General features: G+C 71.3%; 12 protein-coding genes. 8 read left to right on the top strand and 4 right to left on the bottom strand.

Features of this window, described 5'->3' with window-relative positions:
- Positions 1-100 precede the first annotated feature (100 nt).
- Entirely contained in the window at positions 101-700 is a 600-nt protein-coding gene (locus R2S09_RS12040; RefSeq protein ID WP_316740870.1) for a hypothetical protein, read from the top strand.
- 626 nt (positions 701-1,326) lie between these two features.
- Positions 1,327-1,527, top strand: a complete 201-nt coding sequence (locus R2S09_RS12035; RefSeq protein WP_306187402.1) for a hypothetical protein — start codon at positions 1,327-1,329, stop codon at positions 1,525-1,527.
- A 28-nt stretch (positions 1,528-1,555) separates the two neighbouring features.
- Here the strand turns inward: R2S09_RS12035 and R2S09_RS12030 are convergent, their stop codons facing one another.
- The 4 genes from R2S09_RS12030 to R2S09_RS12015 form a co-directional block, all read right to left on the bottom strand.
- Positions 1,556-2,266 carry a DUF2218 domain-containing protein gene (locus tag R2S09_RS12030; protein WP_306187400.1) on the bottom strand — a complete coding sequence of 237 codons (711 nt, stop codon included), beginning with the start codon at positions 2,264-2,266 and terminating at the stop codon, positions 1,556-1,558.
- A 112-nt stretch (positions 2,267-2,378) separates the two neighbouring features.
- Positions 2,379-2,996 carry a class I SAM-dependent methyltransferase gene (locus tag R2S09_RS12025; protein ID WP_316740865.1) on the bottom strand — a complete coding sequence of 206 codons (618 nt, stop codon included), beginning with the start codon at positions 2,994-2,996 and terminating at the stop codon, positions 2,379-2,381.
- Positions 2,997-3,596: 600 nt separating this feature from the next.
- On the bottom strand, positions 3,597-5,921 hold the full coding sequence (locus tag R2S09_RS12020) for a heavy metal translocating P-type ATPase (protein WP_316740864.1): 2,325 nt from the start codon (positions 5,919-5,921) through the stop codon (positions 3,597-3,599).
- Positions 5,922-6,035: 114 nt separating this feature from the next.
- Positions 6,036-6,335: a heavy-metal-associated domain-containing protein gene (locus R2S09_RS12015; RefSeq protein WP_306187397.1), complete on the bottom strand. Its 300-nt coding sequence runs from the start codon at positions 6,333-6,335 to the stop codon at positions 6,036-6,038.
- 463 nt (positions 6,336-6,798) lie between these two features.
- Between R2S09_RS12015 and R2S09_RS12010 the strand changes: the two genes are divergently transcribed.
- Genes R2S09_RS12010 through R2S09_RS11985 form a run of 6 tightly spaced genes read left to right on the top strand, consistent with a single transcriptional unit; the run spans position 6,799 to position 12,110 of the window.
- Positions 6,799-7,149, top strand: a complete 351-nt coding sequence (locus R2S09_RS12010; protein ID WP_306187396.1) for an NADH-quinone oxidoreductase subunit A — start codon at positions 6,799-6,801, stop codon at positions 7,147-7,149.
- Complete coding sequence (locus R2S09_RS12005) at positions 7,140-8,429, top strand: hypothetical protein (RefSeq protein ID WP_316740861.1); 1,290 nt, start codon at positions 7,140-7,142, stop codon at positions 8,427-8,429. The genes R2S09_RS12010 and R2S09_RS12005 overlap by 10 nt, the downstream gene beginning before the upstream one ends.
- Complete coding sequence (locus tag R2S09_RS12000; RefSeq protein WP_399143942.1) at positions 8,422-9,351, top strand: NADH-quinone oxidoreductase subunit H; 930 nt, start codon at positions 8,422-8,424, stop codon at positions 9,349-9,351. Before R2S09_RS12005 ends, R2S09_RS12000 begins: the two co-directional genes overlap by 8 nt.
- Before the next feature lie 19 nt (positions 9,352-9,370).
- A complete protein-coding gene (locus tag R2S09_RS11995) occupies positions 9,371-9,940 on the top strand; it encodes an NADH-quinone oxidoreductase subunit J (RefSeq protein WP_316740858.1) in 570 nt (189 codons plus the stop codon).
- A complete protein-coding gene (locus R2S09_RS11990) occupies positions 9,937-10,242 on the top strand; it encodes an NADH-quinone oxidoreductase subunit K (RefSeq protein ID WP_306187392.1) in 306 nt (101 codons plus the stop codon). The genes R2S09_RS11995 and R2S09_RS11990 overlap by 4 nt, the downstream gene beginning before the upstream one ends.
- Complete coding sequence (locus tag R2S09_RS11985; RefSeq protein ID WP_306187390.1) at positions 10,239-12,110, top strand: NADH-quinone oxidoreductase subunit L; 1,872 nt, start codon at positions 10,239-10,241, stop codon at positions 12,108-12,110. Before R2S09_RS11990 ends, R2S09_RS11985 begins: the two co-directional genes overlap by 4 nt.

Genomic DNA, 12,110 nt, shown 5'->3' with positions numbered 1-12,110 from the left:
ACCGGCCCCACCTATCGCGGCCCTCTGCCCGGCGATGGACCGGCGCCGATCTACGCCTGCACCGTCGCCGGGACGGCCAAGCGGACGGCTCCGGCCCGACGTGCCCGGCGTCCACTCCGTCATCGGGGTGGACGCCGGGACGGTGAGTCTGCGCGAGGCCGACCATCTGATCCACGACCTGGTGGACCGGCTCGGCCTGCCGCCCGGCACGCTCGCCTGCACGCACCTGATCCGCACCGAAGGCCGCCGGGGCGCAGCCGTCTCGCTCGCGCTGCCGGACCGTGACGGGGCTGAAGCGGCGTGGCGGCGACCGGCTGCCCTGGGGAGGCCGGACGTGGGCGCGGCCCTGGGCGGGCGCGAGCGCGGCCCGGCGGAGGCTTCCCGCACCGCCGCACTGGCCGCTGCGGAACATGCCGACCGACGTGCCGGTCGGGCCGTGGTCTACCCGGGAGCGAGCCGTCTCACCGGCACGGTCACCGTGGCCGACCTGTTCACCCTGACCGCCATCGACCATGTCACCGTGGTCGGCACCCCGTCGACGGACGGGCCCGGCCCCGCCGCGCCCGTGCTCACCCGCGACCATGTACGGCCGGAGTGGCGGGAGGGACGGCTGACCCTCGCCCTGGTCCCGGCCGTGGGTGGCACCCTCGCGCCGTTCGAAGTGCCCAACCCGACCCCGTGCTGCGCTGATCACGCCTGACAGCCGCTGGGCGCGCAGGTCGACCAAGTCCCCGTTCCCCACCCCGTGGGCGGCTGGCAGCAGGCACGTCGCGCTCATCACCCGCTCCTGAGGGTGATCGCGCCAAGCGCCATCCTACGGAGCCCGATGCCGCAACGCGATGTGGGCGCTGTTCCGTAGGTCCGACCCGAAGCCTTCCATGCTCGAGAACCTTGAGGCGCGCTTTTCGGACATATGCTCTTTTTTCTGACTTCTTAGAGGGGGTTCAGGTGGCTCTCATGATCGCGGGTCACTCTCTTTTCCATGACCGAGAGCTTCCGAGGCAGCGGCGAGGACCCACGAGTACCCCAGGGCGACGGGCAGGGGTCTGCGTGTCCTCAGCAGGACGCCTCACCGCCTGTGAGTCGGCGGCGCCGCCGAGCCGGACGCGCCAGTGCGGCCGGCGCGCCCGCCAAGGAGCCGTCACCCCTGACCGCCTCCGCTCACGACGGCAACGGCGGTGGCACCACTGAACCTCGCCGGTTGCCGGCAGCTCGGGTCTCGGCTTCGCCCCCCGATCAATACTGGCCAGTCCGACTCGGCGAAGTGCCGCTCCGGCTCCCGGACCTCGACGGGCGCCTCGCCGGGCGATGCGTAAGGAGTGCGACATGAGCGAGCAGGTTCTGTATGGGGCGACCGCCGGTGGCTTCGCCTGGGTTTCCCAGGCGCCGGCGTCGCACGAGCTCCACGCACCGGCGACGCGGGCCCCGGCGGTGTCCGTTCCGCATCTGATGGGCTTGCGCACCAGTGCCGCACGCCCCCACCGCCGCAAGGTGCCGCTGAGGCGTCTCACCTCGGCACTGGGCTGAGCCGGCCCGACTCCTGCATCGAGATTGGTCAGGCCTGCTCCTCGCTCGCCATCAGCCCGGCCTGCGCCCCCACGGCCTCCGGCGGGATCGTGGGGGTGGCCTCGGGCGGCGCCTGCGGCGGCCGGCGGTGGGTCATGAAGGCTTTGCCTCGGCGGATTCCCGCGCGTCCCAGGAAGACGTGGCCGGCCATGAGAACGACCTTCAGCGCGATCAGTACCAGAACGCCATTGGCGGCCCAGTCCGTCCATGCCGAGGTAGCCAGTGCCGCGCCGGCCACGCCCAAGTGCAGCGCGACGACCAGTGCGCCGACCGACAGGAGACCTATCGCTTCGGCGGCTCCTTGGAGGTTGCTCCTGCCGCTCTTGGGTGCCTGGGCTCCGCTGGGCGGGGCCGGGGGAGTCGGGGGGCACTGCCAGGTCACCGTCAGACCATCGCGCCGGCCGATCTTTTCGAGGCGCACGGTGATGCCGTTCTGGAGCCGTTGCAGGGCCTCACCGTCGTCGGCTTCGACGTACAGCGTCAGTGCTTCCGGTGTGGCGTCAAGGGTCCATCGGCCTTCGGCGAAGCGCACGGTTCCGTGGGTGTCGGACCACTCGGCGTGCTGGACCTGGGGCATCCGGCGGGCATGAGCGGCGGGGGGCCGATGCCGCATCCGGCGCATCATGTCGGTGTGGCGGCAGAGTTGGACAAGGTATCGGCTCGCGCGGTCTGTCGCGATCCGGGCTTCGGCGGTCGGCATGGAGTTCCTTTCTCGGGCCGATCCCGCAGGGGGATGCCTTCGTGCGCAGGAATGCGGTCGAGCGGGCGTCGACGCGTGCGCACACCGGCCTCAGGCGCCCTGCCTGGGGAGGTCAGATCCTGGTGAGGGTGGCCAGCCAGGCCCGGATGCCGACCGGGCCGGTGGTGATGTCGATCGTGGCCGCTTCGACGGAGTCGACCTGCCAGCCGTCGGCGAACGACGCTTCGATCTCGCCCCGCGTCACCCTCCTCGGGCCCTGGTCGCCGGGTTGGTGCTCGCTGAAGCAGAGCATGGAGTAACGGCCGCCTGGCCGCAGTACGGCTCGTAGGCCGGCGACGAAGGCGGCGCGGTCGCGGTCGTTGAAGATGTGGAACAGTCCGCAATCGAGGACGGTGTCGAAGGACTCCCCGAGGTCGGTCAGCTTCCGGGCATCGTGGTGGAGGAACCGCGCCGCAAGGCCACGGTCGCCCGCCTTCTTCCGTGCGGCCTCCAGCGCCTTGTCGGCGAGGTCGACGCCGGTCGCGTCCATGTCCCGGCCGGCACACATCAGCACGTGCTCGCCGGTCCCGCAGCCGACGTCGAGCACCCGGCCATGGATATCTCCTGCTTCGGTGAGTGCGAGGAAGGCCGGCTGGGGCCGGCCGATGTCCCAGGCGGGCCGGCCGGCGTACAGGTCGTCGGGCCTGTGCCACGGATTCTCGGTGCCGAGGTGGGGGTGGGGGCTGGACATGCGGGTGTCCTCCATCGCCGGTGAGCGTCCGGACCGTCGTCCGGCCTTGCTACGCTCAGCTTTATCGAGACAGAGTGTCTATGTCAATCCGAGGTGTATTGATTACTGAGTGCGCACACTGCGGAGGTGTCGCCGCGCCGCCACTTTGGCCGCCGCTGGCTCCATCGCCCCGGCTGCCTGCAGCAACGCGGCGGGCACGGAGAGCTCCGGAGGGAGCAACGAGCGCCAGGCTCGCACCCCGCCGTCGACGGCGTGCGGAGCTGGATGAAGGGCCGCGACGGCAGGGACCGGATCGACTTGCGGTCCAAGGTGTTCTGGAAGCCCGGCACCGACGTCACGCCGTGGCCGTCAACAACGGCTACGGTGACTGGAGCGTCGAGTGGGCGCAGTGGGCAGCAGGGCAGCGCCCTGAAGCAGCAACCCATAGGCCGCGCGTACGGGTGAGGCGTCACGCATGCCTCGGATGCCTCCGCTCGTACGCGCACTCCTCCAGCCGCTTTGCTGATCGACAGCGCAGGTGCCCGGTGCCCGCCACCAACGGGCGTCGGGAGGCGCCCGGGTTGTCCGGGTGCCTCCCGACGAATTCGTCGCCGCTGGTGGTTACTTGAAGGTGCGCAGTCGCAGGCTGTTGGTCACCACGAAGACCGAGGAGAAGGCCATCGCGGCGCCCGCGATCATCGGGTTGAGCATGCCGGCCGCGGCGAGGGGCAGGGCTGCGACGTTGTAGCCGAAGGCCCAGAAGAGGTTGCCCTTGATGGTGGCCAGGGTCTTGCGGGAGAGGCGGATCGCGTCCGCCGCCACCCGGAGGTCACCGCGGACGAGGGTCAGGTCGCCCGCCTCGATCGCCGCGTCCGTGCCCGTCCCCATGGCCAGGCCCAGGTCGGCGGTGGCCAGGGCGGCCGCGTCGTTGACGCCGTCGCCGACCATCGCCACCGTACGCCCTTCGGCCTGCAGTCGCTTGACCACGTCCACCTTGTCCTGGGGCAGGACCTCGGCGATCACCTCGTCGATCCCGACGGCCCGGGCGACGGAATCGGCGACCAGTTGGTTGTCGCCGGTCAGCAGGACCGGCCGCAGACCCAGCCGGCGCAGCTCGGCGATCGCCTGGGCGCTGGTGTCCTTGATCGCATCGGCCACGGTGAGCACGCCCCGTGCCTTGCCGTCCCAGGCGACGGCGACCGCGGTGCGGCCCTCGGCCTCCGCCGCGGCCTTGGCCTCGGCGAGCTCCTCGGGGAGCTCGATCGCCCACTCCTCCAGCAGCTTCTCGCGTCCGACGAGCACCGCGTGCCCGTCGACCACGCCCTGCACACCCAGCCCGGCGACGTTCTCGAAGTTCTCCGGAACCGGCAGGCTGCCGGCCTTCCCCCAGCCTTCGGCCGGGGGGACCCTCATCTCGCTCCGCTCGACCGCGCCGGCGGCGATCGCCTGGGCGATCGGGTGCTCGGAGGCATGCTCCAAAGCACCTGCCAGCCGGAGCAGGTCGCCCTCGTCCACGCCCTCGGCGACGTACACGTCCTGGAGCGTCATGCGGCCGGTGGTGACCGTGCCGGTCTTGTCGAGGACCACGGTGTCGACGCGGCGCGTGGACTCCAGCACCTCGGGACCCCGGATGAGGATGCCGAGCTGGGCGCCGCGACCGGTGCCGACCATCAGCGCGGTCGGCGTGGCCAGGCCCAGGGCGCACGGGCAGGCGATGATGAGCACGGCGACGGCGGCGGTGAACGCGGCCGTGGCGTCGCCCGTGACGAACAGCCAGGTCAGCAGGGTGCCCACGGCAATGAGGATGACGACGGGCACGAACACCCCGGAGATCCGGTCGGCCAGACGCTGGACGGCGGCCTTGCCGTTCTGCGCGTCTTCGACCAGCTTCGCCATCCGCGCGAGCTGCGTGTCCGCGCCGACGCGAGTGGCCTCGATGACCAGTCGCCCGCCCGCGTTCACCGTCGCGCCTGTGACCGCGTCACCGACTCCGACGTCCACCGGCACCGACTCGCCGGTCAGCATGGAGGCGTCGACCGCCGAGGCGCCCTCGACGACGGTGCCGTCGGTGGCGATCTTCCCACCAGGACGTACGACGAACCGGTCCCCGACTGCCAACTGGGAGACAGGAACGCGGACTTCCGTGCCGTTGCGGAGCACGGCAACGTCCTTGGCACCCAGTTCCATGAGCGCCCGCAGTGCGGCGCCCGCCTTGCGCTTGGACTTCGCCTCCAGGTACCGGCCGGCCAGGATGAAGGCGGTCACTCCGGCAGCTGCCTCCAGGTAGATGGAGGAGGAGCCGTCTGTGCGGGAGACGGTGAGCTCGAAGCCGTGTCGCATGCCCGGCATGCCCGCGTGCCCGAGGAACAGTGCCCACAACGACCAGCCGAGGGCGGCGAGAGTGCCGATGGACACCAGTGTGTCCATGGTGGCGGCGCCGTGCCGGGCGTTGGTGAAGGCGGCCTTGTGGAAGGGGAAGGCGCCCCAGACCACCACGGGGGCGGCGAGTGTGAGCGAGAGCCACTGCCAGTTGTCGAACTGCAGGGCCGGGACCATCGCCATCAGGATGACCGGCACCGAGAGCACCAGAGAGACAGTCAGACGCTGACGGAGGGACAGCAGCTCACCGTCCGGCACCGCCGGAGCGGCCTCCGCGTCGGCGGTCTCGCCGGCCGGAGGAGTTGGAGGCGGTGGCTCCTCGGCGGTGTATCCGGTCTTCACCACGGTGGTTATGAGGTCGGCGACCTGGACGCCCGGCCCGTAAGTGACCTTCGCCTTCTCGGTGGCGAAGTTGACCGTCGCGGTGACCCCGTCCAGTCGGTTGAGCTTCTTCTCGATGCGGGCCGCGCAGGAAGCGCACGTCATGCCGCCGATGGAGAGCTCGACATCGGAAGTGGGAGCGGGGGCAGTGCTGCTGAGCGTCGTCTCGGGCGCCGTACTGGTCATGCGTGTCTCCTGGAGGAGGCCGGGACGCACAGCGTCCGTATCAGCGGAGCGATACGTCCCGGCGCGGGGAGGTGAATCGCGTGGTGCCGGGGGAGGGAGCCCCGGAGAAGCCCGTCAGGCCTGGCCGACGAGCTCGTAGCCGGCCTCGTCGACGGCGGCGCGCACGGCAGCCTCGTCGAGCGGGGCGGCGGAAGTGACGGTGACCTCGCCGGTCTCGGCCACAGCCGTGACGGAGGTGACGCCGTCCAGGGCGCCTATCTCCTTCGAGACCGCGCCTTCGCAGTGGCCACAGGTCATGCCGGACACCTTGTACACGGTGGTCACACCGATGCCCTGAACATCGGTCGCGGTGCCCGATCCGCAGGAACCGCCGGTGCCGCCGCAGCAGGAGGTGGAGTTCGTCTGTTCGGTCATGATCTCTTCCTCAGGGTGTGTGTGCGCATGGGTCGGCCCTCGGGCCGAGGAGGTTCCCCGACCCGTTCCGACAACGAGAACGATATACCCCCGAGGGGTATTCCCTCCACCTGGTGGCGCTCCCCACAGGGCCATGGGCGCCCGGCATCTCGGCCACCAAGGCTCTTGGCATCTGTCGCGATCTGCGACGCGTAACCGCCCAGGGAAATCGGTGACCTCCGTGCGGCCGACGGCGTGCCGAGCGCCTCCGGAACACCAGGGCCGGAATCCTCAGGGGCATGCTGGTCCGCTTCCCCGAATATGTATGCCCCCCGGGGGTACGCGAGGGGCTCGAAGGCAGCAGGAGAGGAGCGCCGGAGATGGCCACCCAGACCGACACCCCTGGACGATGTGCTCAACGCCGGCTTCCCGGCCTCGGCGAAGCCCCGCTGCCCGCCGACCAGCTGCCAGGGGGTGACGCCTGATGAGCGGCGTCACGGCGGCCTTGTCACTGCTGGGCGTGGCTGCGCTGGCCGTCGCGGGCGTGTACGGCGCGGGCCGGGCGGCACGCCAGTCCTCGGATCCGCTGGCGGCCGCGCCGTTCGGCTCGGGGCTGGAGCCGGTCGAGCATGCGGTGAGCCGGTTCCACGTGCGCTGGTACGCCGTGGCGATGCTCTTCTTGGCCTTCGACATGGAGATGGTGTTCATGTACCCGTGGACACGGGTGATTTCCGCCATGGGGCCGAGCGCGGTGATCGAGATGTTCGTCTTCCTGGCGGTCCTGCTTGCCGGGGTCGCCCATGCCTGGCGGGAGGGAGCACTGCGGTGGACGTGATCAGTCGGGCCCTGCGCGCCGCGGCTGCCCGGCCGCACGTGCTGATGGCCACCCTGCCAGGCGGCACGGCAGCGCGGCTGGAGGCCGAGCGGTTGCTGCGGCTGTGGGACTGGCCGCCGGCAGCCACACCGGCACAGGCCGATCTGCTGCTCGGCGTCGGTCCCGGCCGGCCGGAAATGCAGGCGGCGCTGGACCGGCTCTGGCAGGACCTGCCCCTGCCTCGTGCCCGCGTGCACGCGCCTCGCGCCCGCGACGTAGAGGCCGCACTGGAGGCAGGGCGGGCACGCCTCGGCTCGCCCTCTCGTCAGCGCGAACAGGTCCGAACGTCCACCGAAAAGGGCCGGCACGGCAGCCACAGCCCTCATGGCGGCCACGGTGGCAAAACCCGTGAGGGCGAGGGCGGTCGAGGTGGCCACGAGGACCACGGCAGCGATGGCGGGGAACACGGCGGCCATGGTGGGCCTGGCGCGGGGGAGACGGAGACGCCGGGGGGGCTGCCCATGGCCGAGCAGGGTGAGGACCGCGACGGCCTGACCCTGGATCGGCTGCATGTTCCCCTCGGGCCGTTCCTCAACGACTGGCCGGCCGGCCTGACCATCCGGCTTGTCCTGCAGGGTGACGTCATCCAGCAGGCCGACCTCGAGGATGCCCGCCCGCCCACCGGTGGGAAGGCTGTGCCGTTCTGGGTGCAGCCGTGGCTGCGCGCGGCGGCGGGCGAGCGCGTGAGCGTGGGAGAGGCGGCACGGCGGCGGGCGGCTGCGCATCTCGACAGTCTGGCCCGGCTGCTGTCGGTGGCCGGATGGCCCACCGAGGCGGTCGCGGCTCGGCGTCTGCGCGACGACCTGCTCACGGGCGCTGCAGGATCGGAGGTCGCGGCACGGCTGGAACGGCTCGCTCGCCGGGTGGGCCGGTCGCGGACGCTGGCCTGGCTGACGCACGGGATCGGCAGGGTGAGCGCCGAGGAGGCGCGCGAGGCCGGGGTGAGCGGGCCGGCGGCGCGGGCCGGGGGAGACGTGACAGACCGCTATCGCCAGTGGCTTGCCGACATCCGACGCGATGTGGCGCGGCTGGACGACTCGTCACTTCTCCGATCATGGGCGGAAGAGACCCCTCGCGGCCACTGGAAAGCCGACGGCCCCCCGTCGGCCGCGCTGTTGACGCTGCTGCCTCGTCTGCTGACCGGCGCCGAGCTGGCCGCTGCCCGCCTCATCGTGGCCAGCCTCGACCCGGACCTGGACGAACTCGCTGTCACCCGGCCGGAGGTGACGGTCGGTGGTTGAGGCAGGGGCATGGTGGACCCTGTTGGCCGCACCCTCGATGCTGCTTGCTCTGGCCATGCTGGCAGTGGCTGTCGATGCGTTGCTCGACGCCCGGATCGCGGGACGGCCTCTTACACCTGCGGCTGCGGTGCGGCCGTTTCTCGGCGTGCCGCGGGCGCTGCCGGCGCAGCCGCGGCGGCTTCCGGCCCCGGACGTGCTGCTGTGGCGGGCCGGTGTGGTCACCGTGCCGGTGGCCGCGGTGTTGTCGACACTGGTGATCCCGTTCGGCAACGTGGCGGTCGCCGACCTGTCGGTCGGAGTGGTGTGGTTCAACGCCATGGAGGTGCTGACCTGGGCCGGCCTGTGGCTGGCCGGGTGGGGCCCCAACGCGGTCTTCTCCCTGGTCGGCGGCTACCGGTTCGTCGCCCAGGGCCTTGCCTATCAGCTGCCGATGATGCTCGCGCTCATCTCGACTGCGACCGGGGCTCAGTCGCTGCGGGTGGGTGAGATCGCCGCCGCCCAGCACGGCCTGTGGTACGCGGTGTGGATGCCGGTTGCCTTCGCCGCCTACCTGGCCGGTGTGCTCGCCTTCAGCTTTCTGGGCCCGTTCGCCTACCCGGCGGGCCGTGACCTCGCCGGCGGTGTGCTGAGCGAAGCCTCGGGGGTGGACTTGCTGCTGCTTCAGGCGGGGCGGTGGCTGTGGCTGGCCGCGGGGGCGGCGATGGCGGTGCCCTTGTTCCTCGGCGGCGGTGCTGGGCCGGGGCTGCCGCCCTGGGCGTGGACGCTGGTCAAGACACTGCTGGTGCTGGCCGTGTTGGTGGCGGCGGTGCGGCGGCTCCCGGTGATCCGCGCGGACCGGTACGTGGAGCTGGCCTGGGTCGTGCTCGTCCCCCTGACGATCGTGCAGGCGCTGGTGCCGGCCCTGGTGGACCTGAACCGATGACGAGCAAGGGGATCACGTCATGAGCACGACGGACTTCGTGTTGCTGGGGGTGCTGGGCGTGCTCGCGCCGGCCGGCGGCGCCTTGGTGTTCACCTTGAACTCGATGGCCCGTGTCACCTTCGCACTGCTGGCGTCCCTGTGCTGTGTCGGGGGCGTGGTGACCGTACTGGGGTTGCGGTACCTCGGCGTGGTGATCGTGCTGATGATGGTCATGGAGATGGTGATCATGGTCGTCTTCATGATCGCCTACATGATGAATCCTGCAGGTCTGATGCCGATGTCGATGCTGCACAACAAGCGTGGCTCGCTGGTCATCAGCACCGTCGTGTTCGCAGCCCTGGTCGCCGGCATCTTCGCCGTGCCGTGGCCGCAGCGCACGGGAGCCCCGCCGAAGGACACCACCTTCCAGGTCGGCATGTCCCTGATGGGCGATCAGATGCTGACGATGGTGACGCTGGGGTTCGTGCTGCTGGCCACCATGGTCGGCGCCACCGTACTGGCCACTCACCGGGGCCGCTACGACCGCTTCGGTGACAACCTCGACCAGAGGCCCGCGAACGACCCGGCCGACGGAGGGGTGGGTCGATGACCTTCGAACTTGTCCTGGTGCTGGCTGCGGGCCTGTTCTGCATCGGTCTGTTCGGTGCGCTCTCCCAGCAGTCCATCGTCATGATCATGATGGGGATCGAGCTGATGGTCGGCGGCGTCATCGTGGCGGCCGCCGACTTCTGGCACTTCCTGGCCCCGGCTGCGGCGAGTGGGCAGGTGGTCGTCGTGGCGGCAGTGGTGGCGATGGCGGTGGAGATGGCCATGGGATTCGCCGTCGCCACGGCGATCTACCGGGCGCGGCAGGTCGACATGACCGACATGGCCGAGGAGCTGAAGGGGTGAACGCACTTCTCTGGCTGCTGATCGCCGTTCCCCTGGGTGCCGGGGCCTTCCTCGGCCTGGCGGGGAGAGGCGTCAATCAGCGGGCTCCCGTCCTCGGTGTGGCGGCAGCACTGGTGACGCTGGGCCTGGCCGTGACCGCGGCGGTGACCCGGCCGGATGCCAGTGCGCCGCTGTTCGCCGGGATGCGGGCGGGGCTGGCGGTCGACGGTCTCTCCGCGGTGATGGTGGTCACCGTCGCGGCGGTCACGCTGGGAGTGCTGCTGTTCTCCACCGGAGAGTTCGGCCCGAGCGAGAACCGAGGCCGGTTCTACGGGCTGATGTTGCTCTTCGCCGGAGTCATGCTCGTCACCGTCACGGCGACCACGTTGCCGCTGCTGCTGATGGCCTGGGAGGCCATGGGCGCCACCAGTTGGGCGCTGATCGGCTACTGGTGGCAGCAGCCGGAGCGGGCGCGGGCGGCGGACGTCGCCTTTCTCACGACACGCACCGCCGACCTCGGTCTGTACCTTGCGGCCGGGGCTGCGCTCGCCGGCGGCATCGGCTCGCTGCGCGTGGACGCACTGCCCGACACGAACTCGCCGTGGCTGCACGTCGTCACCGCCGGAGTCGTGGCCGCGGCACTGGGCAAGTCCGCACAACTGCCGTTCTCCTTCTGGCTGTCCAAGGCCATGCAGGGTCCGAGCCCGGTCTCGGCGCTGCTGCACTCGGCGACCATGGTCGCCGCCGGTGCCTATCTGCTGCTGCGACTGCACCCACTGCTGGCCGCAACCGCCTGGGCCGGACCGCTGGTGGCGTGGACCGGTGCGCTCACGGCCCTGGCCCTAGGGGTCGTGGCCATCGCCCAGCGCGATGTGAAACAACTGCTCGCGGCCTCCACCTGCGCGCAGATCGGCTACATGGTCCTGGCAGCCGGATGTGGGGGAGTGGCGGGCGGTCTCACGCAGCTGGTCGCCCACGCTGCCACCAAGTCGGGGTTGTTCCTGGCCGCCGGAGCGTGGCTGACCGCGCTCGGTACCAAGCAGCTGCCCGCCCTCCGCGGCGCCGCTCTGCGCTATCGGCTGGTCGGCGGCGCCTTCGTCGTCGGTGTCCTGACGTTGGCGGGGCTGCCGCCGCTGTCGCTGTGGGCGGCCAAGGACGAGGTTCTCGCCGCCGCCCGGGCCGAGGGCACCGGCCTCTACGCCGTCGGGTTGACGGCAGCGGCTGTGGCGGCCGTCTACAGCGTCAAGGCGCTGTGGTACGTCACCCGTCCCCTGCCCGAGGACGCCGAGACCGGCTACGACACCGAGCGGCACGGCACCCGCCACGTCTCACGCTCCGTCGCCATCCCCCTGTGGCTGCTGACGGGATTCGCGGCGGTGCTCGGCGTGCTCGCGCTGCCCGGTCCCGCCTCCTGGTTGAAGCAGCTGGTCGGCACTCCCGATGAGCCGACGCCCGCGGCGTGGGAGCTGGGCCTGTCCGCAGGCGTGGCGCTCGCCGCCGCGGGCCTGGCCTGGCGGTGGCCCGCCGGCCCGGCGCCGGCTCCCCGCCTCCCTGCGCGCTGGGCGCGGGAGTGGCTCTTCCTGGAACGTGCGGCCGATGCTCTGGTGGTACGGCCCGTCCTCGCACTGTCGCGGACGCTGGCCCTTTTCGACGACCGTGTCGTCGACGGCGTCGTTCGGCAGGCGGCCCACGGCGGTCTGGCAGCGGCCCGGCTCGCCCGCCGGGTGGACGACGGCGGCATCGACGCCGCCGTCCGAGCGGTCGCGGCCGGGGCCCGAAAGCTGGGCCGGTGGGCGCGCCGCCCGCAGACCGGACTGCTGCACCAGTACTACGCCCAGGCCGCCGTCGGTGTCTCGGTGCTGATCCTGATCCTGTTGTTGGTGAGGTAG

This window comes from Streptomyces sp. MK7, assembly GCF_032658145.1.
Classification (GTDB): domain Bacteria; phylum Actinomycetota; class Actinomycetes; order Streptomycetales; family Streptomycetaceae; genus Streptomyces; species Streptomyces spiralis.
Note: the sequence above shows the minus strand (reverse complement) of the source record. Positions and strands in the feature narration are given on the sequence as shown.